This window comes from Phormidesmis sp. 146-20, assembly GCF_052939475.1.
Genome location: NZ_JBJPHT010000040.1, coordinates 14,431 through 39,212, shown reverse-complemented (window position 1 = coordinate 39,212; position 24,782 = coordinate 14,431). Strand labels below are relative to the sequence as shown.

Here is a 24,782-nt window from a genome sequence, read left to right as displayed (position 1 = left end):
GACTTTGAACCTTGGGGTTCCCGCCGCTTTGGGGCACACCCCCTGATTCAGCAACGCCCAAGATCCAATGTCCGAGGTTCAGAGTCCGAAGTCCAAAGTCCAACCGTGAGGAGAGGCTGAATGCCAGAAACAGCGAGCGTGATTGCTGCGATGACTCAATATTTGCAGGATGTTTTAGAGCAGCCACATCCCGTATTTGGAGGTTTGCCGATTTGTCCATTTGCCAAGCAGGCCCGGCTGCACCACAAAATTGACTTTCAGGTGCAGCGATTTCGATTGGATGATCTCACGTCGTCTTCGCCGTTGATGCAGATGATTCATCAATTTGCTCAAACCAGACAGCATGACGTTTTGCTGTTAATCCATCCTGACTGCCAGGTGACGAGTTTTGACCGCTTTCAACAACAAGTCGATCGTTTGAATACACACCTTCAGCCACTTGACTTGACTGCATTTGGAGGACACCCCGACGATGCTTTTAACATTCAGGGCGTTCGGACTCGACAAGACCCCTTTCTCAATTTGACCATTCAATCGATCAACAAACTCACGCAAGCCTCGACTCGATTGGCAACCACGCACTACTACGACAATTGGACACCCGAAGCGCTCAACTCAGTGGGTTATCCGCGATCGACTCCTGCAAAAGAAGATCCTTGAGTCCTGCGATCGGTCTACACAGGAGTTTGCAGCGTTGATCCCTGTTGATCCTTTAAATGTTTCTGTACTTAGTTAAAAAAGCGATTTTTGTAACCTAGTCTGACCCATAAAGCTGTCGATCGTTTCTCACGAAAACCTTGACAGTGTTTTTGACTGAAAGTTAGCTTTTTGGCGTAAAAGCAAGTTTGGACGGTGATGACTATAGGGGCACACAAAACCGAGATTATTCTCAAGTCTGCTGTAGGCTTCTGGTTCAAACAAAATCTCATCGGGTCTGCGATCGCCGGGGCAGATCTTGTCGATTCGATCGGCACTTTGCCCAAACTTCTCAATCTCTACATACTCTCAGGAACTATACCCATGAAGAAGGCTCTTGTTGTCATGTCTGCGCTGTTTGTTGGGTTAGATGTTGTCGCAATGGCGACTTACTTTCCGAGCATAGCCAATGCGACTCCTGTTATGAAGATCAGCCAAACACGACAACCTTTACCTCCCGCTTCTGCAATCCCGGCTCTGACCTTTGGGTTGGCCGATGGCACTCCAATCAAGCTCAAGTTTAAGCAAACCGTTTCTTCAAAAAATGCGGAGAAGAACGACCCGATCGAGTTTGAAGTCGCAGAAGATGTGATTATCAGCAATGCAGTGGTGATTGCTAAAGGTGCCAGCGCCAAGGGTGTTGTCACCGATGTCAAACGCTCTGGAATGCTCGGACGCAAAGGCAAACTAGAGATCGCCATCAAAGAAGTCACCTTGGTCAGCGGCGAACGGGTGGCTCTGCGCGGCAGTAAAGAAGGCGGCGGCGGTACGTCAGGAGGGATCATTGCAGTTGCGGCGATCATCAACCCACTGGCACTGCTATTCAAGGGCAAAAACATGACCTACGAAGCAGGCACCGAAGTCGGGGCGTTTGTGGATGGAGACTTTGCGCTCGATCGCAACAAATTTAGCGCGTCCCCTCGCCGACCGTTCTGAGAAAGGGGAGAATAACTCAACGTCAGTACGATCGCCCTCCCCGCTTAGGAACGCGAGTTTATTAACCTGAAATTCTCCAAATATGCCTGGTCAGTTGATTTTGGCTTCGTTTCAATGGGTTGCAGTTCCCTAAATTCCCCAAATTTGGGGGACTTTGAAGCTCGAACCCATTTTGAATTCCAGAATTTTTTGATCTCAAAGTTCCCCAGAATGGGGGATTTAGGGAGCGAAGTAACTTGGCAGTAAACGACCTGATTCAATTCTCATTCCATTGCAAGTCATCTTATCGGCGGCGTTCCTGAAGTTTGCGATAGACGGCTTTGAGATCGACGTTGTGATACGCGATCGCGACTAATGTGTGATAGAGCAAGTCGGCAGCTTCTCCGGCGATTGCATCGGGATCATCATCTTTACAAGCCATTACGACTTCGGCAGCTTCTTCGCCAATTTTTTTGAGAATTGTGTTGTCGCCGCCATCCAATAGCTTGCGAGTGTAAGAGCCTTCACTGGGATGATCCCGACGATCGCAGATCACCTCAAACACCTGAGACAGCGTATCGGCAGGCGGCGGCGTAATCGTGCCATTCACCTGATGAAAACAACTGCGCTCTCCTGTGTGACAAGCAATCTCACCAATCTGCTCTACAGTCACCAACAAAGCATCGCTGTCACAGTCATACCGAATTGCTTTGACCTTTTGAAGGTGTCCCGACGTTGCGCCCTTGTTCCAAAATGACTGGCGCGATCGACTCCAAAACCAGGTTTCGCCCGTCTCTAAGGTCTTTTGTAGCGAATCCGCATTCATCCAGGCCATCATCAAGACAGTGCCATCGAGATAATCTTGCACGATCGCAGGAACCAGACCCCGATCGTCATACTGAATTTTTTCAACTGGGATCGACTGTGCGGAAAGAGATTCGGAAGCTGACATGGCAAAGAGACACTAATCATTCACCTGCTCACGATATCATTTGCGAGTTTCATTGACTGAGGACGTTTCAGATCGATCACGGCAAAGAGGATTTTCACAATCTCTCCATCTCTTGTTACGATTTGTTTATCCTGCAACAATCCCTAACCGATTCCTCTGGAGCCTCCCAACATGCTGCGACTCGAACACGTCAGTAAGATTTATCCCACTGGCGAAGTATTAAAAGATATCAACTGGGAGGTCAAATCCGGCGATCGAGTCGGTCTGGTCGGCGTGAATGGGGCTGGCAAATCGACGCAGCTGAAGATCATTGCAGGCGAAATGGAGCCGACGACGGGTGAGGTGATTCGTCCGGCGAGTCTACACATCGCTTACCTGACCCAAGAATTTGAAGTCGATCCCACACGCACCGTTCGAGAAGAATTTTGGCGAGCCTTTGGAGAAGCCAACGACGTTCATGAAGCGCTGTCCAAAGTTCACCATGCGATGGAGACGGCTGACCCAGAAGAATTAGATAAGCTGATCCACAAAATGGACAAGCTACAGCGACGGTTTGAAGCCTTAGACGGCTACGGCTTAGAGTCTCGCATTGAGAAAATTATGCCGGAACTGGGGTTTGAGAGCGAAGACGGCGATCGCTTAGTCAGTGCCTTTAGTGGCGGTTGGCAAATGCGAATGAGTTTGGGCAAAATTCTTCTGCAAAAACCCGATCTGCTGCTCTTGGATGAACCGACCAACCATTTAGATTTAGAAACGATCGAGTGGCTCGAAACTTACCTCAAAGGCTTGTCTACCCCGATGGTAATCGTCTCCCATGACCGGGAATTTCTCGATCGCCTCTGCACCCAAATTGTCGAAACTGAGCGCGGCGTATCTACCACCTATCTCGGTAACTATTCCGCCTACTTAGCCCAAAAAGCCGAACTGCGGGATGCCCAAATGAGCGCCTTTGAGCGGCAGCAAAAAGAATTAGAAAAACAGCAAACCTTTGTCGATCGCTTTCGGGCCAGTGCCACCCGCAGTACTCAAGCCAAGAGCCGTGAGAAACAGTTAGACAAGATTGAGCGGATTGAGGCACCTGATTCAGATGTGCGATCGCTGCATTTTCGCTTTCCTCCGGCTCCTCGTAGTGGTCGAGAAGTGGTGATCATCAAGGATCTCGTGCATACCTACGGCGAAAAGATTTTGTTTTTGGGGGCTGAGTTGCTGATCGAGCGGGGCGATCGCATTGCCATTTTGGGGCCCAACGGAGCCGGAAAATCGACCTTGCTGCACTTAATTATGGGTATGGAAAACCCCAGCGACGGCAGCATTAAGTTAGGGGATCATAACGTTTTGCCCAGCTATTTTGAGCAAAATCAAGCCGAAGCCCTCGACTTACAAAGAACCGTTGTCGAAACCATTCACGACGAAGTTCCGAAGTGGACGAATGAAGAAGTGCGGACGCTGTTGGGTCGATTTCTCTTTAGTGGAGACACCGTGTTCAAAAAAGTAGAATCTCTCAGCGGGGGCGAAAAAGCCCGACTTGCGTTGGCAAAAATGCTGTTGCGTCCCGCCAATTTATTGATCTTAGATGAACCGACCAACCACCTTGATATTCCTGCCAAAGAGATGCTCGAAGAGGCGATTCAAAACTACGATGGCAGCGTGATTATTGTGTCGCACGATCGCTATTTCATCTCACAAACCGTCAATAAAGTCGTCGAAATTCGAGACGGAGAACTGCGTCTTTATCGGGGAGATTATCACTACTATCTCGATAAAATTGCTGAAGAAAAAGAGAAAAATAAACTAATGGCGATCGAAGCCGAAAAAACCGCAAAAGTGGAATCTAAGCGAGAAAAACAGAAAGAGAAAGAAAAGGCAAAGAAAACGCAAAAGGCTCGCTGATCTAAGTACAAAGGTAGAGGTTAAACAAAACAGACAGTCTGTAATTTAACCATTTATTACTGATTGCTAAGATTGCCTTGAGCGATTGGGTTCAATCCTTGTCGCCTTCTTAACCCACTCTTTACTCCTCAAACAGATTAACTTTGTCGGGAGTTTGGGCGTTAAAGGGTCTCAGTTGCAGTGGTATCATTTGCGGAGAAATATTTAGTGGAAGGGCGTTCAACTATGGCGCAGGTGCCTGTCTCTCCTGTAGTGCTAATTATTTTAGACGGCTGGGGTTATCGCGAAGACAAAGACGGGAACGCCATTGCTGCCGCTAACACACCCGTGATGAACAGCTTGTGGGAAGTCTACCCTCACACGTTGATTCGGACTTCTGGCAAAGATGTTGGGCTGCCGGATGGTCAAATGGGCAACTCAGAAGTGGGACATCTCAATATCGGGGCGGGTCGAGTCGTACCTCAAGAACTGGTACGAATCTCAGATGCGGTCGAAGATGGTACGCTGCTCAAAAATCCTAAGTTAGTCAAGGTTTGTGAAGACGTGCGGCAGAGTAACGGCAAGCTACATCTGGTGGGCTTGTGTTCTGAGGGAGGCGTACATTCTCATTTGACTCATCTGTTTGGGCTACTTGAATTGGCTAAAGCACAAAACATTCAAACAGTCTGCCTGCATGTGATTACCGACGGGCGAGACACCCAGCCTCACGATGGATTGGAGGCGGTCGGTCAGATTGAAGCCGCGATCGCTCGTATCGGCATCGGACAGATCTCAACGCTCAGCGGTCGTTATTATGCAATGGATCGCGATCGCCGCTGGGATCGGGTACAACTCGCCTATGACACGATCACCCAGGACGGCTCTGGCGATGGGCGTTCTGCTATGGAAGTACTGCAAGCTTCCTACGACGCAGGCAAAACGGATGAATTTGTATTGCCCACCCGCATTGCCCCTGGCGCACTAGAAGCGGGAGACGGCGTGATCTTTTTTAACTTTCGCCCCGATCGGGCCCGCCAACTCACTCAGGCCTTTGTCGATCCCAAATTTAATAGCTTCGATCGTCAACAGATTCAACCGCTCTCGTTTGCCACATTCACCCAGTACGATCCCCATTTCCCTGTTTTGGTGGCCTTTGAGCCGCAAAATTTGAATAATATTCTCGGTGAAGTGATTTCTCAACACGGATTGCGCCAGCTTCGTACTGCGGAGACTGAAAAATACGCCCACGTTACTTACTTTTTTAACGGCGGACTAGAAGACCCTTTTCCGGGTGAAGATCGAGAGTTGGTGCCGAGTCCGATGGTGTTGACCTACGACAGTGCCCCCGCAATGTCTGCCGAGGCTGTAACCGATGTGGCCGTCGCCGCCGTTGAAAAGAAAGTTTATTCTCTGATTGTGATCAACTACGCCAACCCAGATATGGTTGGTCACACAGGACAAATGGATGCGACGGTGACCGCTCTAGAAGTGGTCGATAAATGTCTCGGTCGTCTATTAGAGAACGTCAATCGCGCTGGGGGAACGGCGATCATCATTGCAGACCACGGCAACGCAGAACTGATGTGGGACGAGCAAGGAAACCCCTGGACGGCGCACACGACAAATCCCGTTCCGTTTATCCTGGTAGAAGGGGAAGGGCTAAAGATTCCGGGACACGGGACGGATGTGGCGCTGAGAGAAGATGGTCGTCTGGCAGATATCGCCCCCACGATTCTCGACATTCTCAGGCTGGATCAACCTTCTGAGATGACGGGGCGATCGATTATCGAGTCTGCCGGGTTTGAGGTTCGTAAAAATCGGACACCTGTGAAGATTGCCAGGTAATCTGGAATTATCAGTTGTTTTGTGGAATTGTGACGATGACAGCAGTTTACGTTTTGAAAGCGATTTGGATGTTTTGTGCGGCGGGGATGATTGTCCTCGTGCTGTTGCATAGTCCCAAAGGGGATGGACTGAGTGGTTTGGGTGGGCAGGCTCAACTCTTTACGAGTACCAAGAGTGCCGAAACAACCTTAAATCGAGCAACCTGGATTCTCACCGTTTTGTTTATCGGAATTACGGTGATCCTCAGTGCTGGCTGGTTAGGAAAATAGGCTTGAACGTCTGGAAAGGGCAATTCTGCAACAGATTTCTCAGAGCAGTTGTGCGTCTGGGAATTTTCTGCTGTCTGGGGTGCCTACTTCTCTTGGCACTGAATCCCTTGGAAGCGAATCTGCTGCCCGCGCCTCAAGTGCATCCGCTACCAAGAACGCTGGCGCAACAGGGCGATCGGTCTCAGGGCGACTATTTTGATCAGATTCAGAAGACTCAGCCAGAGTATTTGGTTTGGTCACAGTTTCCGATCGCGGTTTATATCGAACCTGTCACGGATGGAGACAAGCGGGCCCAAGCCTGGGTAAAAGCGGTACAAACGGCGATTCAAGAGTGGACTGTATTTTTGCCGTTGCAAACCGTGAGCGAACCAGATCAGGCAGATATTCAAGTGTTGCGATCGTCCATTCCTTTACGGTCTCAAAATCTTCGTGCGGCTCGTGCGCGATCGGCTGAGACGAGATATGAACTGTACACAAAGCAGATTTCTAATTCTTCGGCCATCTTGGCGCATCGCTGTACGGTGATCGTCAAGCCAAATCAGGCGATCGACTATGTGTTGGCCTCTGCCCGCCACGAGTTGGGTCATGCATTGGGAATTTGGGGGCACAGTCCGCTACAAACGGATGCCCTGTACTTTTCTCAAGTCCGCAATCCGCCTTTGATTTCTCCGAGAGATGTGAATACGCTTAAGCGAGTTTATGAACAACCGACGCGATCGGGCTGGCCAATTCCCAAAACGGGAAAAAGCTAACGGGTGCTGTAACAAACTCTCATATCTATTCTTCTAACCCTTTTTAACCTTCGGCAGGCTGACCCGATCGCAGGTCTTTCACACTTTTGTCAGGTTTGTCCTCAAGGATCGTGGGTTGAGACGGGGCGTGGGGTTCAGTCAAAATTAGACTTGTGGGACTGGTAGGCGATCGCAGGGCAACCAATGCACTTTTGATCACAACCGCAGTCGGCACCGCAATCACAACTCCTAGCAGTCCGCCAACCCTCGCTCCTGTAAGAATTGCCAAAAATACCCAGACCGGATTTAGCCCCGTCACACTGCCAATAATTCTGGGTGCAATCAGGTTTTCGACAATTTGTTGGACGATTAGCGCAGAAATTAGCACTTCAACGCCCACTCCAATGTCACGCAGCGCCACCAACAAGGTGACCAGGGCAATTCCAACAGAGCCGCCAAAAGGAACAAGCGCCATTGTGCCGATCGTCAGCCCAAACAGCAAGCCAAAGGGCACCCGTAAAAACAGAAAAATGATCGTCAGCGCAGACCCCATCATCGTTGCGGAGATCAACTGCCCAAAAAAGAAGTTTTGAAAGCTAAGGCGCAACGTTTCAGAAAAGGGCTGACGAATCTTAGCGGGCAACCATTCCACCAGGCTGGCCCAAAGTTGGTCGCTGTGCTGCAAGAGATAAAACGTCAAGACCAGCGTTAGCAACACATCTAGCAAACTGGTTACCGTAAAGACGGCCAGATTTAAGACTTCTGAGGTCAGACCTTGTAGCGAACTTTTGAGGCGATCGTTGATCTGTTCTGCCAAAATATCCAAATTGATCGGAAACCCTGCCCCCTCAAGCTGGTCGTTGAGCAAAACTAGCTGTCTTTGACCAGAGTCGATCCATTCTGGCAACCGGACGACGAGTTGTTGAGCCTGCTCGATCGCCAGAGGCACCAGCGTCACGCCCAACCCCAACAGCACCGACAACGCAAACAGAAAGACGACGATCGCCGCCCGTCCGCGCGTTGCCCCATGCTGCTGCATCAACCCCACCGGATAATTGAGCAAAAAAGTCAGCAGGGATGCCGCGATCAAGATGACAATTAACGAGTGGAAGTAGTCAAATATCGATGAGAAAGCCCAGGCATTTAAGACCAAAAGCGGGGCTGTAAGCGCGATCGTGACCACACGGGCCACCGGAGTAATTTCGTTCCACCAATTGAGCAGCTTGTTGCTTTTGTGCATGTTGCAGCCAAAAATAACAGTAGCGATCGATTCACATCAACCTTACGTTTATTATCCCTCTCCTTCACACTCTGGCTCATCCTCCCTAATTCTGACTTTTGGCTATGCGCGATCCTGATTCCTTTGAAAACGACGACATTCAACACCTCAAGCTGTTTTTGTATCTGCTGCCTGTGTTTGGTTTTTTTCCGGCTCTGTGGACGCTTTATCGACATCAAGGAACGAGACAGGAGCGATCGTTGAGTCGGTTGGTGATCAAATTGGCGCTGGGCTGGTTGGTGGCTTATTTTTTGGTCGGTTTTGGGACAAGCACGTCTGAATCGTTGCAGTTGCCGCTATTGGTCACGGGTAGCCTTCTGACATCGGGCTATTTTTTGGTGAATTTGTGGCTGATGGTGCGCTTGTGGAAACGTAAAGCGATCGAGCTTCCGCTATTGGGACGAGTGGGAAGGCTCCCGTAAAAGTTTAGTTATTTTTCTAGCGCTTTGAGCAAGTGTCGCATTCCAATCTTGGAGTCTGAAGAGTCGGCGATCGCCCAAACAGCAGCCGATCGGGCCATCGTTTGAATTTCTCCACCTGTTAAGGGGAATTTGTTTGCTAAAAAATCCCAATCAATATCGTCACTAAGCGGAACTTTTGAGGAAAAAGCTTGGTGCCAAAGGCGCGATCGTGCTTTCGCATCAGGAAATGGAAATTGCAAAATTGAGAGCGGTTTCCAGGCTTGTTGAATTGCAGGCATTCTCTCAACAGTCATGAATGTTAAGTATTGGGGTTCTTGCCGTGCTTTAAGAAATTGATGCACTTCTGATCGAGTTAGGGGCGACTGTCTTCCTAACCAGATGTGAGCCGACTTGATGAGTAGAATTTTGGGCGATTCGGTCAAGATTTCTGTAAGTAATTCAGTATGGTGAGTGATTTCTAATAAGTTGACGGATGTTAAAGGAGTTTGTAAAGTGTGGGCGATCGTTTTAGCAGCGATCGTTTTTCCAGTTCCTTTAGCGCCTAACATCAGAGCCAAAATTCCTTTACATGACCCAAATTCCCAGGCTTCGACTTGTGAAGAAAACTTCATTTGAAAACAAAAATTTTGCAGCGTTTCGATTAGAGAATCTGGCAAAACCAGATCTGAGAAAGTGTGAGGATGTGAGGCGTGAGGCGTGAGGTGTGAAGTGTGGGCTTTTGAATTTAATAGTTGATCTAAATCTGACAGAGTGGGACGATCGCACAGCAAAAAATTCACTAATGAATCTGATAGTTTGATCAGTCGATTTAACAACGGCGCTTCTTGCGAGAAAACCAGTTCTACCAATCGATGCTGAATTAATGGACTGCAATTTGTGAGAGACGATCGCGCTGCTTTCCACTCGTCATCTTTTCGACAAAACAACCGCAACGCCAGATCAACACTGGGAAGATTGGCGTGAGTGCCGTCTTTTCCCTGCAAATATTCATACAACTGAGCATACCGACGATGCACTTCTGGCGCGATCGCCATCAAAATCAGATTCTTCTCAAACGGGGTTAGATTGAGTCGATCGCACAGAGTTGGTAACGCCAAAATGATGCCCTGCTGCTGACTCGCTTTGACTCTCGCCTCAATTTGCTGCTGGTAGTTGCCTTTGGGCGCTTCGGAGGACTCTACTTTTTGGGGCACAGGCGACTCGTAAGCGACCAGTCCATCCAGGCTGACCATGCCTTTCCACCAGTGAGCCGTGGCTCGATCGGCGCGAGTTTGAGCGATTCGATCGACTTCCTTAGCCTCCTTTTTTTGTCGTGTCACAGCTAATAAAAGCAACCGTTCTAGCCAACTTAGTTCTACTTTGAGATACGTCCAATTGTCTGAGAAAGGTTCGGGCATGGAAGTTTTGATGAAGAGCGACTCAGGGCGATTTCATTTCACGAATCAATTCTAGAGGCAAGCTATCCGCATCCGCGATAAAGGCGACTTCGTAGACCCGATCTCCAATCATTTGCTGGGTCGGCTCCAAAAGCACCTTCAAAGAATCGTCCTGCTGCTTTAAACTCTCTAACCAATCGGGCAAACTATCCGTGATTTCGCTCAAGTCAAACGAGAGATGATAGTAGCCTACATAATGCTCGTCTCCAAAGGCATCGGGAGCAGGGTGCGGCTCAGGAATCTGGATCAACTCAATGCGGCCGAGTCCTTCCATCCAGCAGGCCAGCGTATAGCCCGTCGTAAATCGCTCCTGCACGGTGAACCCTAAACGCTCGTAGAAAGCGATCGCCCGAAAGATATCAGCCGTCCGAATCGAAACGTGATGCATAAGAAAAGGGAGGAGGGGGGAGGGAGGAGGGAGGAACTTTAAGTTTGGTTTTCGTCCTCGATCGCTGAATCCCTCTGAGTTTCATTCAAATAGTTTTATTCAAAGAGTCGAAAGTAGGGATAGCGGACAGGGGCACCGGGTTCTTTTTCTAAGTCAAAATTGATGACATCCCAACACGGTTCTTCTTTGGGATCGGGGCTAAACTCAACCGGGAGACCATAGAGACGGGGTTTTTGAGCATCGTTTTGGCCACGCCAGGGAGTGCTGCGCTCTAGATAAGTGCTGATTAGCTCCTTGTAGCGCTGGGCGATGATGACTCGTGTGGCTCGGTAGCCCTGAGTGTAAAGACGATCGAGGGCCTCATGGATCTCAAATCGAATCCCATCTGGGTGGGTGTGTTGTCGGTACCACTCATCTTTCCACAGTCGCCAGTGTCGTCCAGACTGAAGATGAATGAGTTCGCCTGTTTTGGGGTCTGACTCAAATGCACCATGACGCTGGCACAGATAGGTGTCTGTCAGAGTCAACGCCGGGATTGTCTGACGACAGTGAGGGCACTGAATCTCTGGGCCAAAAATTGGATATTGAAAACCTGGGCTGGTCATGAAGTGCAAGCGATCATGTAATTGTGCATGGAGAAGCGTGAAATTATTATAACTAGGGAAGTTTCCTCCTCTAGCCCCATTCTGCCGAACTGTGAATAACTTCAACCAATCTTTTCGATTTACCCCATCTTATTGGTCGCCTCCCGATCTCTCTCAAGCGGCTTTTGTCGCCCCCAATGCGACTGTGATCGGTCAGGTAGAAGTGGCCGCAGGGGCAAGTATCTGGTATGGCGCGATCGTCCGGGGCGATGTCGAACGCATTGTGATTGGAGCCAGCACTAATATTCAAGACGGTGCAATTTTACATGGAGATCCGGGCAAACCGACGGTTTTGGAAGATTACGTAACGGTGGGCCATCGGGCAGTCATTCACAGTGCCTATGTCGAGCGAGGTAGTTTGATTGGGATTGGAGCGATCGTCTTAGATGGGGTGCGCGTCGGAGCAGGGAGCATCATTGGGGCAGGGTCAGTGGTGACGAAGGATGTAGCGGCGCGATCGCTTGTCGTCGGCGTGCCTGCCAAACCATTGCGCGATCTGTCTGAGGCTGAAGTTACTCATCTGATCGAACATGCTCAACAGTACGAAAAGCTGGCTTTAGTTCACGCTGGAAAAGGGAGCGATCTAGGCTTTCATCAGTCAGCTTCACAAAAATGAAAGTACTTTGAAAACGTACCCAAATGCGGTACAACTGAAAGATAACAAAGCCTTTAGAGAGAACACGGTTATGGATTTCGACTTTCGTGTATTGATTGTTTTGTTTCCGATTTTGGCTGCTGGAGGCTGGGCAATTTCTCGAATTCTTCCTGCCGCCATCAAGCAAGTGCAAGCTTTCTTGGCCAAATAGTCAGATTCGCTTACGGTTAGATTGTTGACAGATTATTGACAGATCCGACTTTTCTGAAATTAGGGAGAGCCGGATTTGTTTTATGAGATGGATTGCAATCTCCTTACCCGCAAGGGGTTGCCCCACGTAAAAAATAATGATCTCCAGGATTTCTAGCTTGTTAAGCTTAATTTTAGAGACTTCAATTAGGTGACTCGATGTTGGATGAACAGGCTAAAAAGACCATGCTCCGCAAAATCCCCCACGGGCTGTATGTGTGTGGTGTGAAGGACGGAGAAGAGGTGAATGGTTTTACAGCAAGCTGGGTGATGCAGGCTTCTTTTACGCCGCCGCTGGTGGTCAATTGTGTTAAGCAGGATTCTGGCTCTAATGCGATGATTCGATCGAGTGGCGTTTTTGCCCTGAGTATTCTCGAAGCGGGTCAGAAAGAAATGGCGCAAAAGTTTTTTAAGCCTCAGCGTCGAGTCGGCAATAAGTTTGAGGATGTTGATTTTTATCTCGGTGAAACGGGCTGCCCGATTATTTCAGACTCGCTGGGCTATGTCGAATGTCAAGTTGTAGGCATGGTGGATAAAGGCGATCACACTGTTTTTGTAGGCGAAGTGATTGCCGCAGGCATTCATCGAGAAGGCGACCCGCTACGACTCGAAAGCACAGGCTGGCAGTACGGCGGTTAGCAATGGGTTAGCAATGGAATGAACGGGTGAAGAGATCTGTATTATTGACATGTATTCATCCCTCATCCTTTGCTTATGCCGTTTATCAAAGTTCAGACTTCGATCGCCTCTCCCAATCCCACGACGATCGCCACTCTACTCAAAACGCTTTCTGCCAGTCTCGCCAAACAAACTGGAAAGCCCGAATCTTACGTGATGACGGTATTCGAACCCAGTGTCGCGATGACCTTTGCGGGCACGACCGATCCAGCTTGCTATATCGAAATTAAGAGCATTGGTTCGATGAGTGCCGCGCAGGTAAAGCTGATGAGCCAGGAGTTTTGTCAGCAAGTGAATGAGGGGTTGGGCGTGGCGATCGATCGGATCTACATCGAGTTTACTGATGCCAAGGGTGCAATGTGGGGCTGGAATGGCACAACATTTGGGTAAGTCAGCCCTTACCTTAATGGAAAATTGAGCCTCTAAAAAAACTGGGGCCGCTTTCGTAGAAGTGCAGTCGCCCAAAGCCTAGAAACTGACCGTGGGACTTTTCTCCAGTTGGAAAGGCCGTCACGCCAAACAGATAAACGCCGCCATAGAGGGGATTTTGGTCGGGGGATAGGGCGATCGTCACCAGTCTTCCCGGTGCCACAGGCGGATCGAAGGTGATGGAAACCGATCGAGCTTTGCGATCAACCGTTGCCTGAAGGGGAATTTTTGCGCCCAAATGGTTTCGTTCTCCTTCAAAGGCTTCAATTCGCTTGGGGTCAAATCGGATGGTGTCGGTGCCCTCGTCCTGGGCAATGGTGACGCGCTGTAACGGCTCGCCTGCATTCTCCAGCAAATTCATCGTGAAGTAATAAGTGGCTGACCACGCTTGCACTGAGTTAAATGTGGTAGAGGCTCCGACCAGTCGAGGGGGCGATGTAAAGTAAACCGTGCCATCAGCCAATTGGACAGCTTGAGCAGGTTGGGTCGCGTCTCCCAGATTGGCTCCGATAGACGAAATAATGGTGGCTGCGATCGACAGGGCAAGACGTTTGAGCATGACTGATTTTAAGGTTTGTTTAATTGTAATTTTGGGAAAGTGATTGGTCTAGAAGTGCTGTTTTTAGTCTAAGCGATCGCTTTTTGGACTGCTTTGTGTCGCAGTTTAAGCAAATATTAACTTCTATTAAATTGGATTTTTATCCATTCACGATCGCCAATTTCCCAAATCGTGGATGCTACTGTTTATACAGACACAAAGAGACATCACTTCAGTCTCTCTAACCAACCGCTTTTTGGGACGTGTCTCCTTCCCAAAGCAACTGCAACTCTCAAGAAGTACATGTTGGCTACTGTTCTTATCTAGTTTGTACGATCGTTGATCAGGAGGGATTGAAATTATTTTCAGACCTTTTGAGTTGCAGAAAGCACACACTTAGTAATGTACCTGGCTCTCCAATATTTTTGTAGTAGACCTGACACTCTTCCGTCAGGTTTATTGCTTTTAAAGCTAATCTTTTAACCCAAAAAGAAGAGCCGTTCTTTTACTAAGTTTCTTGTGGATTGTCCCAGTTTCAAACAGATTTTTGTTAGCCTACAAATGAGACATGAAATAGAGGCTTTTATGACGGTTAGTTCTAAGGTTGATTTCAGACCTGCTTCCTCCCAATCTGTCGCATGGCACAAGATCTTGACCTTAACTTTGGCGTTTTGGTTGGGTGCCAGCCTGTTCTTGGATTTGGTGATAATGCCGAGTCTCTACGCTTCAGGAATGATGTCTCAGCCTGATTTTGTCCCCGCAGGCTATGGGATTTTTTGGATCTTTAATCGAATCGAATTGCTCTGTGCAGCGCTAGTGGTGACGGGCGTACTTGTGCAGCGCAAAATGACTGCAAACAGCAAACGAACCAGTGTGTTGTTATCACTTTTGCTACTGTCGTCGGCGATGATCTGCACCTACTTCATCACGCCAGAAATGGGGGCTTTAGGGATACAACTCGACTTGTTTGAGTCGTCGATCGCGACCCCCGACGGGATGAATCAACTTCACATCAGCTATTGGATTTTGGAAATGATCAAGTTTGTAGCGGGAGGCGTGCTTTTGGGCTGGACGCTTGATCGTCCTTCCGAAGCACTCAGATAAGTTTGGTACAACAGAATGCGGTGAAACTCCAAATTGCCTCCGGTTCGCTGGGGGCTTTTATTATGGCGTTTCTTCACTGAGTGTTAGGGCGTTTCTTCTGACTCGCGGTTAAACCACAGTAAACGAATGGCTAAAACGGCAAACCCAAAAGCAGCGATCGCCTTGGCGAGACGAGCAGGCAGCACTTGAGCCGTTCCTTCACCGACCATCACCCCAATCAAGCTGGCCAGAATGAGAGCAGCGATCGTCCCTAAGAAAACCGCTTTGGGATACTTGCAGTTGCTACCACTGAGGGCGATCGCTGCTAGTTGACTCTTATCGCCTAACTCTGCCAAAAAAACGGTGATAAAGCTTAAACCTAAAAGGTGCCAGTCCATAAAGCGAATCTCAAAAATAGAGGGCTACGGTTGAATCACGTCGAGCAGCAGCAACAAAGAAATGAAGAGTAAAAGCGTGCCTGTTGCTTTCTCTAATGTTTTGGGGGAGAGGCGAGTGCAAAGCCAGCGACCAATCAGAACCCCGATCAAGCTGGTGGCAATCAAAGCCGTGGCCGAACCTGCAAAAACAACCCAGGGCGCGTGAGATTCGGCGCTCATCAACAGGGTGGCGATTTGTGTCTTGTCGCCCAATTCTGCTAGAAAAATTGTGACGAACGTGGAACCAAAAACGCTCCAGAAACTCCACTTTGAGGCTTGACTGAGGTCGGGTTGAGAAACGACAACTGCCGTCGCAATCACCTGATCAGCTTCTAAATCAGACTCAGCCAACTGAGCAATCGAGAGTTCTGTAAGCGCCATAGCTGCATTTTGGTTTTCACATTTCTTTCATTATCCAGGACTTCTCTCTGATTGGCAATCTTTCTTCAAATTCCGACAGCTTGATCAAATCGCACCATTTCTAGACTGCGATCGCCATACACGCCCTCAATCTGCTGGCGACAACAGTCGATCGCAAAGCTATTCAGTTCTTCTGGCTCAACGCCATACATTTGCTGAAAGGTTTCAGACTCGACGCGACAAAACCGAGGTCGCTTTTCATAGATCTGACATTCGCGATTGATCTGGTCGTAGTTGATGCACCAGCCGTCTTCGCCAACCATACTCAGGTAGAGGTCGAGTTCGGGAGGTGAAAGGTAATCGGGCAGTTCGGGGCGATCGGTGGGGTCGAGGTGACAGCAAGCACCGCATTGTTTGACGCAGATCCAGGTAGCCATGATAGTAAGTTTATTTGCTCAGTCTATCAGTCTAACCAGATGAGAGGCTAAAAGGGCATCAATTCGATCAGGTCTTCGCTTCGTTATTCAGAATACCTGGCGATTAATGTTAGCTCCGCAAGAGCAGTCGGAGGGCATCTATAGCAATCCTAAATCACTCGTGAAATGCAGCATTGATCGTGCCCCCTAAATCCCCCAAAGTTGGGGGACTTTGAGCCGAGAGACTTCCTAGATTTCAAGAGACATTCCCCAGTTTCAAAGTCCCCCAGACTGGGGGATTTAGGGGGCGAAGCGGACTGGAACGGAGCGACAAAAATCTGTTCATGACTTATTTAGGATTGCTATATGATTCGTGCAGGAAGTCTAATTCTTCTGCCTCATACTGCTAGGACTGATTCAGGTTGAAAGAAAAAACGCTTTTGCTCGATTTGTCGCAGCCTAGTTTGAGGTAGAAACCGTGGAGACATTTAGATCCTTCAGGTTTAGTTAGAGTAGAGGGTGTCGCTGTGTTGCTCAGGAGTATTGTTTGATGTCCGATCGTCTCTATGATGTGGTTCTCTATGGGGCTAGTGGGTTTGTGGGCAAGCAGACCGTTCAGTACTTTGCTCAACACGCTCCTCAGCACGTTCGTTGGGCGATTGCAGGACGAAACCGCCAGAAGTTAGAAGCGGTCAGCAATGAAGTTGGCGCGGCGGTGGATGTTCTGGTTGCAGATAGTCAGGATCAGCAGGCGGTGGATGCGATCATCGCCCAAACGCGGGTGCTGTTGACGACGGCTGGGCCGTTTGCGCTCTATGGCAATACGCTTGTGGATGCCTGTGTTCGGTTAAAAACTCATTATGTGGACATTACTGGAGAAACGCCCTGGGTTAGGGAACTCGTCGATCGCTACCACACTCAAGCCGCCTCTGACGGGACTCGGATTATTCCTTGCTGTGGGTTTGATTCTGTTCCGTCTGACTTAGGGAGCTATCTAGTCGTGCGTCACCTGCAACGAGAATGGGGAATGCCTTGTCAGAATGTGAATGCTTACTTTCAGGCTGAGGGCGGGTTAAATGGAGGGACGCTGGCATCTGGCTTTAATTTGTATGATTCTCCTCATGCAGCGCAGTTTCGTGATCCTTTTTTGCTAAATCCGTCTACTCAACATTCTCAAAGTGACCTCGATCGCAACCAAGACCCAGACGCACCTTCTTACAGCGCCGATCTCAACACTTGGGTTGCTCCCTTCTTTATGGGCCCGGTCAATACTCGAATTGTGCGTCGTAGTTGTGCCCTGTTTGATGAGTGGCAACAATCCTATGGAAGTGGCTTTACCTATCAGGAGTATCTCAAGTTTGATGAACCTTTGGCATGGCTAAAAGCAGCTAGTGCGACCGCAGGATTTGCTGTCGTTACGGGTCTGTTGCAACAACCCCAACTACGATCGCTCCTTCAACCTTTTTTGCCAACACCGGGGAGTGGGCCGTCTGAGCAAACGATGAATGAAGGCTGGTTTTCTTGTGAACTGGTAGGCACTGCACCAGATGGGCGCAAGGTTTGGGGGTTTGTTCGTGACCAGGGAGATCCGGGCAATCGGGCGACGGTCAAGTTTCTCTGTGAGTCTGCTTTATGTCTGGCTCTACAAGCTGATGAACTACCAGGCGGTCAGGCGAGGGGTGGAATTCTCACGCCAGCAACGGGATTAGGTGACATTCTGGCAGAGCGATTACGTCAGGCTGGAATGACTCTGGAGACTCAAACTGTCTAGTAGATTTCTAGTTAGTAAATTTCTAGCGCTTTTGATAGCTACTACCCTTGGTCGATGCTTTGAATTATGGCTTTCGTGGACAATGCTCACTCTGCTAGAATTCTAATCTTAAAGTCTCCTAGAATTGGCAGCTTGGGTGGCAAAAGACGCTAATAATGCAGTGAAAAAGTTTCATCGAATTCACATTGCTTTAAGGGTCGGTCTTGAGGGCGTAATAGCTTTGTTGATAGCGATCGAACCTCTCATCATATAAACCTAACGCTACAATTTCGGCATTGGGCAACTGGAGGGCGATGTCTTGTAGTGCTGCGATGCTGGCTTGTACCCAGTCGGTGGGGTTTTGTTCTGTCCAACTGGGGCGAGGGGTAGCAAGGGGGTAGGCGTGGCTGGACTGAGCAATGAGGTAGCCTTGAGCCTCTACCGCGACTACGCGCACTCCACTGGTTCCCAAGTCTAAGCCAAGTATGATCGGGCAAAGTTTGTCTTTCACGGTCTACTAAGTCTACAAACGTGGATTCTGTCCCTGGTTCCCTTGAAAAAGCTGGGTTAGCGTTGCTCTGACTCCCAGGTTGGAAAGCTGGTGTAGGGTGTTGGTGGTGGCTTCGACAAAGCGGGTGGATTGGGGGAGGTCGTGGCCAAAAATTTCGATCAGGCTGAGTAGCGGGCGGGGGTCGGTTTTACTCTGAGAGGCTCTGAGGGCGAGAACATCGGATAAGGGATCTTCGATCGCAATCACGGTTCCCTGTTCGTCTTGTCCGATTAGACAGCGAAACCAGGCTGCGATCGTCAGACTTAGATAGTCGATCGAGCCGCCTTGCTGAAGTTTGTCGCGCAATGAACCGAGTAAAAATTTGGGGTTTTTAGCAGAACTATTCAGACAGAGGCGAGGGAGTCGATCGCGAATTTTGGGGTTTTCAAAGCGTTCGATTAGCGTCTTTTTATAGTCCGTCAAATTCATGCCTGCGACGGGTTGTAGCGTGGGAGTTACTTCTTCCATGAGCGCCATGACTGCTTGCCTGCACTGCGGATCAGCCATCACTTCATGGACATAGGTGTAGCCTAACAGCGAGCCAAGATAGCCAATTAGCATATGGCTGGCATTGAGAAGTCGAATTTTGATCAATTCATACGGATGTACATCGCTTGTAAATTGAGCGCCAACGGCTTCTAAATTGGGTCTGCCTGCACAGAACTGATCCTCAATCACCCATTGAATAAAGGGTTCTGCAACAACCGGAAAGCTGTCTTGAATGCCAAACTGTTGGGCAACCAGGGTACGATCGGCATCCGTTGTCGCGGGCGTAATGCGATCGACCATACTATTAGGAAATGCACCTTGTTCTGAGAGCCATTTTCCGAGAGCTGGATTGCGAAGTTCTGCAAAGGCAGTCAGCATTTTTCGAGTGATAGTGCCATTGCCCTGTAGGTTGTCGCAAGACTGAACGGTGAAGGGCGCTAATCCTTGTTTCCGGCGTTGGTCGAGGGCGGCGGCTAAAACTCCGTAGGTTCCGATCGGTCGATTGGGGTGCTGTAAGTCGTGTTGAATGGTCGGGTGTTCTACGTCTAATTCACCATTGCCTTCGTTGTAGTAGTAGCCGTTTTCGGTCACGGTGAGGGTGACAATTCGACAGCTAGGAGCGGCCAGGGCTGCAATGACAGCTTGGGGATCTGGCGGCGCAAACAGATAGCGATCGATTGATCCAATAATGCGGGCGCGATCGTCGTTGGGTGATCGTTCGATCAGGGTATACAGACAGTCTTGCAGCTTTAGAGCATCTCGCATTCGACGATCTTGCTCAAGTAGCCCTACGCCACAGATTCCCCAATTAAAGTCAGAAGTTTCATGAAAATAATTATCGAGATACAACGCTAAATGCGCTCTTACAAATCCACCTACGCCAATGTGAATGATTCCATTTTTGAGAAGGTGGCGATCGTAACGAGGAATCTGAACGGCATCTGATAAACGAGACAAAGCGGATTGATTTAGCTCGATCGTAGAATCTGTGCGAAGGTTACTCATGAAAAGGATTATGAATGCAATAGAGAACGGCGACGATTGTTGGAAACAGTTTTTCCTTGGCTATCAAACAGATGGCAAAAATTACCGTCAAGGTTAATAGAAACGCGATCGTGGACTCGACTATTGTTAGCACCATCCGTTCGCACGACTAAGCTATCTCCACCCGTAATCTGAACATAGAGATAAGTTTCTCCACCTAACTGCTCAACCACCACCACTTCACCTTCTAATGTACCACTTGACCCCAACCGGAGATGTTCGGGGCGAATTCCTAGCGTTGCAGTATCGCCTACAGACAGTCCAGGCTGGATAGAAACAGTCACGGTTGCTTGAGTCGGAAGTTTCACCGTTGTTTCTACATCATTGACGGCTGTGACGGTGACGGGCAGAAAGTTCATTTTGGGGGAGCCGATAAAGCCCGCAACAAATAGATTTTGGGGATGATGGTAGAGATCCATCGGTGCTCCGACTTGTTCGACCGTTCCATTTTGCAAGACAACAATCTTATCTGCGAGGGTCATCGCTTCCGTCTGATCGTGAGTCACGTAAATCATCGTAGCTTGCAGACTGTCATGGAGTCGGGCTAACTCAATTCGTGTCTGTACCCGCAGGGCGGCATCTAAGTTAGATAGGGGTTCGTCAAACAAAAATACTTTAGGATTTCGCACCAGGGCCCGCCCGATCGCGACTCGTTGGCGTTGTCCACCCGATAGTTCTCTAGGCTTGCGATTTAACAGCGGTTCGAGTTGTAGAATGCGGGCGACATCACGGGTTCGCTGATCGCGCTGCGCTTTAGGAACGCCTGCTAACCGAAGGCTAAACGCCATGTTGTCGGCAACGCTCATGTGTGGATAAAGCGCATAGGTTTGAAACACCATTGCGAGTCCGCGTTCGGCTGGCGATACATCGTTGGCGAGTTGTCCATCAATTAGCAGATCGCCCGATGTGATTTCTTCGAGGCCGGCAATCATTCGTAGTAATGTTGACTTACCACAGCCTGACGGGCCAACAAATACAACAAACTCACGATCGTCTATGTCGAGATCAATCCCTTTGATTATCTCAGTCCCTACAAACTGTTTGCGAAGATTTCTCAGTGTGACGGTTGCCATAAAAAAGGATAGTTGTGAATAGTTATTGAATGGGTGAATTAGAGCTAGTCTCTTTGCTGCGTTGTTTAAGTCTTTTGCCTGCCAATTCTGGTAGACTTTTGGACAAGATTCTTAGTTCGACTCTACTTGACTGCACCAAAGGTTAGACCTCGAACAAGTTGTCGTTGACTGAGCCAACCAAAGATCAAAATGGGTGCGATCGCCATTGATGAAGCAGCCGAAAGCTGTGCCCAAAACAAGCCTTGAGGACTCGAAAACGAAGCAATAAACGCCGTCAAAGGAGCCGCATTCGTGGTAGTTAGATTGAGACTCCAGAAAGCTTCATTCCAGGACAGAATAATGGAAAGTAAGCCCGTCGAAGCAATTCCGGGTAGTGCCAACGGCAACAATACATGAAAAAATTCTTGTTTAATGTTGGCTCCATCCATACGATCGGCTTCGAGAATCTCTTTAGGAACGTCTTTGAAAAAGGTATAGATCATCCAAACGACGATCGGAAGGTTGATCAGGGCATAAATCAACGTTAAGCCGATGCGCGTATCCAGTAGTCCAGAGTTGCGAAACAGCAGGTAGATGGGGACTAGCACCCCCACTGAGGGCAACATCTTGGTGGAAAGCATCCACAGCAACGTTCCTCTTGTCCGTTTGGTCGGAAAGAACGCCATCGCATACGCCGCAGGAACCGCAAGCGCTAACGCTAACAACGTCGATAAGACAGAAATGACCACACTATTCAGAGCAAATGCGAAATAGTTGGATCGATCCTGAATGGAAACATAGTTCTCGATCGTGGGCTGAAAGAATAGCTGTGGGGGAATAGAAACGGCGGCGGCTTCGGTCTTAAAGCTAGTGAGAACCATCCAGAAGATTGGGAAGAACAATAGACCTGCCGCTAACCAGCCTAGTAAGGTGATGAAGATGCGATGAGAAAGTTTTCGAGTCATGGGACGAGGGATAAGGGTTATTAAACGTCTATCAAACGTCCAGGTTGCGAGAGACTAGACGCATGAGGAAGATGGCGACAATGTTGGCTAAGACGACTGCAATGAGTCCGGCGGCTGAGGCACTGCCAACATCAAACTCAAACAAGGCTCTTAAGTAGATAAAGTAAGCCAGGTTAGTTGTGGCGAGTCCCGGCCCGCCAGAGGTCGTCACAAAGATCTCTGCAAAAATGGTTAGAAAAAAGATGGTTTCGATCATGGCGACGACAGCGATCGCTCGTCCCAAATGGGGCAGCGTAATGTACCGAAACAGTGCGATCGCTTTGGCACCATCCATTCGGGCGGCTTCGATTTGCTCGTCATCTAAGGATTGAATCGCAGTTAGTAAAATCAGCAGCGCAAACGGCAGCCATTCCCACGAGACAATGAGAATCACCGACAGCATTGGATAGTCTGCAAACCAATCGATCGCTCCTAACCCTAGCGATCGCGTCACGTAGGCAAACAATCCATTCACCGGGTGCATCAGCAAATTCTTCCAGATTAGAGCGCTGACGGTTGGCATCACAAAGAAAGGTGAAATCGCCAAAATTCGAGCAATGCCACGCCCAAAAAAGTCTTGATTAAACAACACGGCGAGGAGCGTACCCAGACTGATCGTAATCCCCAACACTGAGCCAACCAGCACCAGCGTATTGACGATCGAGATCCACAAAGCTGGATTGCTCAATAGAGACGTAAAATTTTCGAGTCCTGCAAAGCGATTGTTTGCGGTGTTGAGCAAGTTGTAGCGCTGGAGTGAAAACCAAACCGTCATCACCAACGGCACAATCATCCAGAGCAGCAAAACAAAGACCGACGGCGCAACAAGCGGAAGTGTTGAAATCTGTCGCTTAGTAGCGGTGTGTTTATGATGAGGCTTGACAGCCAAAGTAGAGGACATAGGTTGAAGCTTTCTGTTGGGATGGGGAGGAGGGCGTTGCTGATTGGAGGGATGAATGCGTGGAAAGTGTCCATCTTTTCGCCCCCTAAATCTCCCAAAATTGGGAGACTTTGAACCTTGGGTTTCCCGCCGCTTTGGGGCACACCCCCTGATTCAGCAACGCCAGGAGGGGTTTTGGACGTTGGACTTTAGACTCTGGCCGTTGGACTCCTGCACGAATTATGAATGCCCTCCAACTGCTCTTGCGAAGCTAACGTTAATCGTTAGGTATTCTTTTTAATCTCTGGTCTAATGTCTCTGGTCTAATGTCCTTTCCCTACGAGTTTCATTAGAAAACCTCCCCAACCCCTGCGAGAGGAGCCAGGGAGGAGCAGAGACTAAGCCTTGATGTAACCTGCGCGTTTCATTGTTTCTTCGGTACTACTTTGGGCTTGTTGGAGCGCCTGATCGACCGAAACCTGTTTGGTTAGTGCAGAGGCGATCGTTTGTCCGACTTGAGTGCCGATCGCTTGAAATTCAGGAATCGCGACAAACTGAATGCCTGTGTAAGGAACTGGATTGACGGTAGGTTTGCTCGGATCGGCTGACTCAATTGATCGCAGCACGATCGGGGCAAAGGGTGCCGCCTTCTGGTAGTTCGGATTTTCATAAGTAGACTTCCGAGTGCCAGGAGGTGCCGCAATCCAACCTCGACGCTCAGCAACTAGCTGCACATAGGGCTTGGAAGTAGCCCAGGTCACAAACTTCTGAGCCGCATCAGGAGATTTGGTTGTAGAAGGAATTGCCAACGACCAGGCCCACAACCAATTTGAGCCATTTGGATAGCTGGCGATCGGGGCCCGTGCAAAGCCAACTGTATTCGCTACTTGCGATTCTTTGGGGTTTGATAACTTTCCGGCTGCCACTGTTGCATCAACCCACATCCCACACTTACCTGTCGAGAAGAGAGCTAAGTTTTCGTTAAATCCGTTAGAGCTTGCACCTGGCGGCCCATATTGGGTGAGTAGATCAACATAGTAGTTCAGCGCAGTTTTCCAATTTGGACTGTCGATCGTTGGTTTCCAGTTAATATCAAACCACTGTCCACCAAACGTATTAACTAATGTGGTGAAGAATCCCATGTTCTCTCCCCAACCTGGTTTCCCGCGCAAACAGACCCCATATACTCCATTGTTTGGATCGTGAACTTTGCCTGCCCATTCTCTGACTTGAGCGTAAGTGGGTTGTTCAGGAACGGTAATTCCTGCTTTTTGAAACAGATCCTTGCGGTAATACAACATCGAACTCTCAGCATAGAAAGGCAGTGCATAGAGTTTGCCGTCACTAGAAAGCGCTTGCTTTACCGGAGGAAGAAGATCATTCACATCATAGTCAGCAGGGAGATTGTCCAGGGGTTTGAGCCAGCCTTGTTTTGCCCAAATTGGCGCTTCATAGGTGCCGATCGTCATCACGTCAAATTGTCCACCTTTGTTGGCGATGTCGTTGGTAACGCGCTGACGCAATACGTTTTCTTCGAGGACTACCCATTTAAGCTGTGTATCAGGATTGGCGTTTTCAAACTCTTTTGAAAGCTCCTGCATGATCACCATGTCATTGTTATTAACGGTGGCGATCGTGACGGTGCTTTTTCGATTAGCTTGTGACCCGCCTCCCCCCGAACAGGCATGAAGCTGAACTAGCAAAACACCCACAAAAAACATTGCCAACAATTTGGCGAAGCGGAATTGCCGCGTCACAATCATATGTCTCCTATGTAATAAA

28 protein-coding genes are annotated in these 24,782 nt (G+C 49.0%); 13 read left to right on the top strand and 15 right to left on the bottom strand.

Features of this window, described 5'->3' with window-relative positions; translation table 11 throughout:
* Positions 1 to 120: 120 nt before the first annotated feature.
* Together ACKFKH_RS24280 and ACKFKH_RS24275 are read left to right on the top strand one after the other, a co-directional pair.
* The gene (locus ACKFKH_RS24280) at positions 121 to 660 is read left to right on the top strand and encodes a DUF1415 family protein (RefSeq protein ID WP_446860946.1); all 540 of its coding nucleotides are present in this window, start codon (positions 121 to 123) and stop codon (positions 658 to 660) included.
* A 195-nt stretch (positions 661 to 855) separates the two neighbouring features.
* Entirely contained in the window at positions 856 to 1,632 is a 777-nt protein-coding gene (locus ACKFKH_RS24275) for a hypothetical protein (protein ID WP_446860945.1), read from the top strand.
* 283 nt (positions 1,633 to 1,915) lie between these two features.
* On the opposite strand, the gene hisIE is transcribed toward ACKFKH_RS24275, so the two are convergent.
* Positions 1,916 to 2,563 carry a bifunctional phosphoribosyl-AMP cyclohydrolase/phosphoribosyl-ATP diphosphatase HisIE gene (hisIE, locus tag ACKFKH_RS24270; RefSeq protein WP_446860944.1) on the bottom strand — a complete coding sequence of 216 codons (648 nt, stop codon included), beginning with the start codon at positions 2,561 to 2,563 and terminating at the stop codon, positions 1,916 to 1,918.
* A 171-nt stretch (positions 2,564 to 2,734) separates the two neighbouring features.
* Here hisIE and ACKFKH_RS24265 point away from each other — a divergent pair, with 171 nt between their 5' ends.
* The 4 genes from ACKFKH_RS24265 to ACKFKH_RS24250 all read left to right on the top strand — a co-directional run bounded on the left by ACKFKH_RS24265 (position 2,735) and on the right by ACKFKH_RS24250 (position 7,298).
* Entirely contained in the window at positions 2,735 to 4,453 is a 1,719-nt protein-coding gene (locus ACKFKH_RS24265) for an ABC-F family ATP-binding cassette domain-containing protein (protein WP_446860943.1), read from the top strand.
* 225 nt (positions 4,454 to 4,678) lie between these two features.
* Positions 4,679 to 6,277, top strand: coding sequence for a 2,3-bisphosphoglycerate-independent phosphoglycerate mutase (gpmI, locus tag ACKFKH_RS24260; protein WP_446860942.1), 1,599 nt, complete (start codon positions 4,679 to 4,681; stop codon positions 6,275 to 6,277).
* Positions 6,278 to 6,312: 35 nt separating this feature from the next.
* Positions 6,313 to 6,546, top strand: a complete 234-nt coding sequence (secG, locus tag ACKFKH_RS24255; protein ID WP_446860941.1) for a preprotein translocase subunit SecG — start codon at positions 6,313 to 6,315, stop codon at positions 6,544 to 6,546.
* Between the two features lie 92 nt (positions 6,547 to 6,638).
* Positions 6,639 to 7,298, top strand: coding sequence for a peptidase (locus ACKFKH_RS24250; RefSeq protein ID WP_446860940.1), 660 nt, complete (start codon positions 6,639 to 6,641; stop codon positions 7,296 to 7,298).
* A 43-nt stretch (positions 7,299 to 7,341) separates the two neighbouring features.
* Here ACKFKH_RS24250 and ACKFKH_RS24245 read toward each other — a convergent pair whose 3' ends face one another.
* Positions 7,342 to 8,517, bottom strand: a complete 1,176-nt coding sequence (locus ACKFKH_RS24245) for an AI-2E family transporter (RefSeq protein ID WP_446860939.1) — start codon at positions 8,515 to 8,517, stop codon at positions 7,342 to 7,344.
* Between the two features lie 104 nt (positions 8,518 to 8,621).
* Between ACKFKH_RS24245 and ACKFKH_RS24240 the strand changes: the two genes are divergently transcribed.
* Positions 8,622 to 8,978, top strand: coding sequence for a hypothetical protein (locus ACKFKH_RS24240; protein ID WP_446860938.1), 357 nt, complete (start codon positions 8,622 to 8,624; stop codon positions 8,976 to 8,978).
* An 8-nt stretch (positions 8,979 to 8,986) separates the two neighbouring features.
* On the opposite strand, the gene ACKFKH_RS24235 is transcribed toward ACKFKH_RS24240, so the two are convergent.
* The 3 genes from ACKFKH_RS24235 to ACKFKH_RS24225 form a co-directional block, all read right to left on the bottom strand.
* Positions 8,987 to 10,375: an AAA family ATPase gene (locus ACKFKH_RS24235; protein ID WP_446860937.1), complete on the bottom strand. Its 1,389-nt coding sequence runs from the start codon at positions 10,373 to 10,375 to the stop codon at positions 8,987 to 8,989.
* Positions 10,376 to 10,397: 22 nt separating this feature from the next.
* A complete protein-coding gene (locus ACKFKH_RS24230; protein WP_446860936.1) occupies positions 10,398 to 10,802 on the bottom strand; it encodes a VOC family protein in 405 nt (134 codons plus the stop codon).
* 95 nt (positions 10,803 to 10,897) lie between these two features.
* The gene (locus ACKFKH_RS24225) at positions 10,898 to 11,407 is read right to left on the bottom strand and encodes a TIGR02652 family protein (RefSeq protein ID WP_446860935.1); all 510 of its coding nucleotides are present in this window, start codon (positions 11,405 to 11,407) and stop codon (positions 10,898 to 10,900) included.
* 91 nt (positions 11,408 to 11,498) lie between these two features.
* On the opposite strand from ACKFKH_RS24225, the gene ACKFKH_RS24220 reads away from it, so the two are divergent.
* The 4 genes from ACKFKH_RS24220 (at position 11,499) to ACKFKH_RS24205 (ending at position 13,358) form a co-directional block, all read left to right on the top strand.
* The gene (locus ACKFKH_RS24220; RefSeq protein WP_446860934.1) at positions 11,499 to 12,062 is read left to right on the top strand and encodes a gamma carbonic anhydrase family protein; all 564 of its coding nucleotides are present in this window, start codon (positions 11,499 to 11,501) and stop codon (positions 12,060 to 12,062) included.
* A 70-nt stretch (positions 12,063 to 12,132) separates the two neighbouring features.
* Positions 12,133 to 12,252, top strand: coding sequence for a photosystem II protein Y (locus ACKFKH_RS24215; protein WP_446860933.1), 120 nt, complete (start codon positions 12,133 to 12,135; stop codon positions 12,250 to 12,252).
* Positions 12,253 to 12,449: 197 nt separating this feature from the next.
* Positions 12,450 to 12,929, top strand: coding sequence for a flavin reductase family protein (locus ACKFKH_RS24210; RefSeq protein WP_446860932.1), 480 nt, complete (start codon positions 12,450 to 12,452; stop codon positions 12,927 to 12,929).
* A gap of 75 nt (positions 12,930 to 13,004) precedes the next feature.
* On the top strand, positions 13,005 to 13,358 hold the full coding sequence (locus ACKFKH_RS24205) for a phenylpyruvate tautomerase MIF-related protein (RefSeq protein WP_446860931.1): 354 nt from the start codon (positions 13,005 to 13,007) through the stop codon (positions 13,356 to 13,358).
* 13 nt (positions 13,359 to 13,371) lie between these two features.
* Here ACKFKH_RS24205 and ACKFKH_RS24200 read toward each other — a convergent pair whose 3' ends face one another.
* On the bottom strand, positions 13,372 to 13,956 hold the full coding sequence (locus ACKFKH_RS24200) for a DUF2808 domain-containing protein (RefSeq protein WP_446860930.1): 585 nt from the start codon (positions 13,954 to 13,956) through the stop codon (positions 13,372 to 13,374).
* Between the two features lie 564 nt (positions 13,957 to 14,520).
* Between ACKFKH_RS24200 and ACKFKH_RS24195 the strand changes: the two genes are divergently transcribed.
* Positions 14,521 to 15,039, top strand: a complete 519-nt coding sequence (locus ACKFKH_RS24195) for a DUF4149 domain-containing protein (RefSeq protein ID WP_446860929.1) — start codon at positions 14,521 to 14,523, stop codon at positions 15,037 to 15,039.
* Positions 15,040 to 15,122: 83 nt separating this feature from the next.
* On the opposite strand, the gene ACKFKH_RS24190 is transcribed toward ACKFKH_RS24195, so the two are convergent.
* The 3 genes from ACKFKH_RS24190 to ACKFKH_RS24180 all read right to left on the bottom strand — a co-directional run bounded on the left by ACKFKH_RS24190 (position 15,123) and on the right by ACKFKH_RS24180 (position 16,252).
* On the bottom strand, positions 15,123 to 15,416 hold the full coding sequence (locus ACKFKH_RS24190) for a TMEM165/GDT1 family protein (RefSeq protein WP_446860928.1): 294 nt from the start codon (positions 15,414 to 15,416) through the stop codon (positions 15,123 to 15,125).
* 24 nt (positions 15,417 to 15,440) lie between these two features.
* Positions 15,441 to 15,836 (bottom strand): TMEM165/GDT1 family protein, encoded by a 396-nt coding sequence (locus ACKFKH_RS24185; protein WP_446860927.1) that lies wholly within the window; start codon positions 15,834 to 15,836, stop codon positions 15,441 to 15,443.
* 65 nt (positions 15,837 to 15,901) lie between these two features.
* Positions 15,902 to 16,252 (bottom strand): YkgJ family cysteine cluster protein, encoded by a 351-nt coding sequence (locus ACKFKH_RS24180; protein ID WP_446860926.1) that lies wholly within the window; start codon positions 16,250 to 16,252, stop codon positions 15,902 to 15,904.
* A gap of 529 nt (positions 16,253 to 16,781) precedes the next feature.
* On the opposite strand from ACKFKH_RS24180, the gene ACKFKH_RS24175 reads away from it, so the two are divergent.
* Entirely contained in the window at positions 16,782 to 18,002 is a 1,221-nt protein-coding gene (locus ACKFKH_RS24175) for a saccharopine dehydrogenase family protein (protein WP_446860925.1), read from the top strand.
* A gap of 190 nt (positions 18,003 to 18,192) precedes the next feature.
* On the opposite strand, the gene ACKFKH_RS24170 is transcribed toward ACKFKH_RS24175, so the two are convergent.
* The 6 genes from ACKFKH_RS24170 to ACKFKH_RS24145 all read right to left on the bottom strand — a co-directional run bounded on the left by ACKFKH_RS24170 (position 18,193) and on the right by ACKFKH_RS24145 (position 24,757).
* Entirely contained in the window at positions 18,193 to 18,492 is a 300-nt protein-coding gene (locus ACKFKH_RS24170) for an FGGY family carbohydrate kinase (RefSeq protein ID WP_446860924.1), read from the bottom strand.
* A gap of 12 nt (positions 18,493 to 18,504) precedes the next feature.
* A complete protein-coding gene (locus ACKFKH_RS24165) occupies positions 18,505 to 20,025 on the bottom strand; it encodes a mannitol dehydrogenase family protein (protein WP_446860923.1) in 1,521 nt (506 codons plus the stop codon).
* Between the two features lie 8 nt (positions 20,026 to 20,033).
* The gene (locus ACKFKH_RS24160; RefSeq protein WP_446860922.1) at positions 20,034 to 21,137 is read right to left on the bottom strand and encodes an ABC transporter ATP-binding protein; all 1,104 of its coding nucleotides are present in this window, start codon (positions 21,135 to 21,137) and stop codon (positions 20,034 to 20,036) included.
* A 122-nt stretch (positions 21,138 to 21,259) separates the two neighbouring features.
* The gene (locus ACKFKH_RS24155; RefSeq protein WP_446860921.1) at positions 21,260 to 22,081 is read right to left on the bottom strand and encodes a carbohydrate ABC transporter permease; all 822 of its coding nucleotides are present in this window, start codon (positions 22,079 to 22,081) and stop codon (positions 21,260 to 21,262) included.
* Positions 22,082 to 22,112: 31 nt separating this feature from the next.
* On the bottom strand, positions 22,113 to 23,021 hold the full coding sequence (locus tag ACKFKH_RS24150) for a carbohydrate ABC transporter permease (protein ID WP_446860920.1): 909 nt from the start codon (positions 23,019 to 23,021) through the stop codon (positions 22,113 to 22,115).
* Positions 23,022 to 23,398: 377 nt separating this feature from the next.
* A complete protein-coding gene (locus tag ACKFKH_RS24145; RefSeq protein ID WP_446860919.1) occupies positions 23,399 to 24,757 on the bottom strand; it encodes an ABC transporter substrate-binding protein in 1,359 nt (452 codons plus the stop codon).
* Between the last annotated feature and the right edge of the window lie 25 nt (positions 24,758 to 24,782).

What these genes read in the sequence shown, in the direction of transcription:
- ACKFKH_RS24280 (WP_446860946.1), top strand. Translation starts at nt 121, where the DNA reads ATGCCAGAAACAGCGAGCGTGATTGCTGCGATGACTCAATATTTGCAG.
- ACKFKH_RS24275 (WP_446860945.1), top strand. Translation starts at nt 856, where the DNA reads ATGACTATAGGGGCACACAAAACCGAGATTATTCTCAAGTCTGCTGTA.
- hisIE (WP_446860944.1), bottom strand. Translation starts at nt 2,563, where the DNA reads ATGTCAGCTTCCGAATCTCTTTCCGCACAGTCGATCCCAGTTGAAAAA.
- ACKFKH_RS24265 (WP_446860943.1), top strand. Translation starts at nt 2,735, where the DNA reads ATGCTGCGACTCGAACACGTCAGTAAGATTTATCCCACTGGCGAAGTA.
- gpmI (WP_446860942.1), top strand. Translation starts at nt 4,679, where the DNA reads ATGGCGCAGGTGCCTGTCTCTCCTGTAGTGCTAATTATTTTAGACGGC.
- secG (WP_446860941.1), top strand. Translation starts at nt 6,313, where the DNA reads ATGACAGCAGTTTACGTTTTGAAAGCGATTTGGATGTTTTGTGCGGCG.
- ACKFKH_RS24245 (WP_446860939.1), bottom strand. Translation starts at nt 8,517, where the DNA reads ATGCACAAAAGCAACAAGCTGCTCAATTGGTGGAACGAAATTACTCCG.
- ACKFKH_RS24240 (WP_446860938.1), top strand. Translation starts at nt 8,622, where the DNA reads ATGCGCGATCCTGATTCCTTTGAAAACGACGACATTCAACACCTCAAG.
- ACKFKH_RS24235 (WP_446860937.1), bottom strand. Translation starts at nt 10,375, where the DNA reads ATGCCCGAACCTTTCTCAGACAATTGGACGTATCTCAAAGTAGAACTA.
- ACKFKH_RS24230 (WP_446860936.1), bottom strand. Translation starts at nt 10,802, where the DNA reads ATGCATCACGTTTCGATTCGGACGGCTGATATCTTTCGGGCGATCGCT.
- ACKFKH_RS24225 (WP_446860935.1), bottom strand. Translation starts at nt 11,407, where the DNA reads ATGACCAGCCCAGGTTTTCAATATCCAATTTTTGGCCCAGAGATTCAG.
- ACKFKH_RS24215 (WP_446860933.1), top strand. Translation starts at nt 12,133, where the DNA reads ATGGATTTCGACTTTCGTGTATTGATTGTTTTGTTTCCGATTTTGGCT.
- ACKFKH_RS24210 (WP_446860932.1), top strand. Translation starts at nt 12,450, where the DNA reads ATGTTGGATGAACAGGCTAAAAAGACCATGCTCCGCAAAATCCCCCAC.
- ACKFKH_RS24205 (WP_446860931.1), top strand. Translation starts at nt 13,005, where the DNA reads ATGCCGTTTATCAAAGTTCAGACTTCGATCGCCTCTCCCAATCCCACG.
- ACKFKH_RS24200 (WP_446860930.1), bottom strand. Translation starts at nt 13,956, where the DNA reads ATGCTCAAACGTCTTGCCCTGTCGATCGCAGCCACCATTATTTCGTCT.
- ACKFKH_RS24195 (WP_446860929.1), top strand. Translation starts at nt 14,521, where the DNA reads ATGACGGTTAGTTCTAAGGTTGATTTCAGACCTGCTTCCTCCCAATCT.
- ACKFKH_RS24190 (WP_446860928.1), bottom strand. Translation starts at nt 15,416, where the DNA reads ATGGACTGGCACCTTTTAGGTTTAAGCTTTATCACCGTTTTTTTGGCA.
- ACKFKH_RS24185 (WP_446860927.1), bottom strand. Translation starts at nt 15,836, where the DNA reads ATGGCGCTTACAGAACTCTCGATTGCTCAGTTGGCTGAGTCTGATTTA.
- ACKFKH_RS24180 (WP_446860926.1), bottom strand. Translation starts at nt 16,252, where the DNA reads ATGGCTACCTGGATCTGCGTCAAACAATGCGGTGCTTGCTGTCACCTC.
- ACKFKH_RS24175 (WP_446860925.1), top strand. Translation starts at nt 16,782, where the DNA reads ATGTCCGATCGTCTCTATGATGTGGTTCTCTATGGGGCTAGTGGGTTT.
- ACKFKH_RS24165 (WP_446860923.1), bottom strand. Translation starts at nt 20,025, where the DNA reads ATGAGTAACCTTCGCACAGATTCTACGATCGAGCTAAATCAATCCGCT.
- ACKFKH_RS24160 (WP_446860922.1), bottom strand. Translation starts at nt 21,137, where the DNA reads ATGGCAACCGTCACACTGAGAAATCTTCGCAAACAGTTTGTAGGGACT.
- ACKFKH_RS24155 (WP_446860921.1), bottom strand. Translation starts at nt 22,081, where the DNA reads ATGACTCGAAAACTTTCTCATCGCATCTTCATCACCTTACTAGGCTGG.
- ACKFKH_RS24150 (WP_446860920.1), bottom strand. Translation starts at nt 23,021, where the DNA reads ATGTCCTCTACTTTGGCTGTCAAGCCTCATCATAAACACACCGCTACT.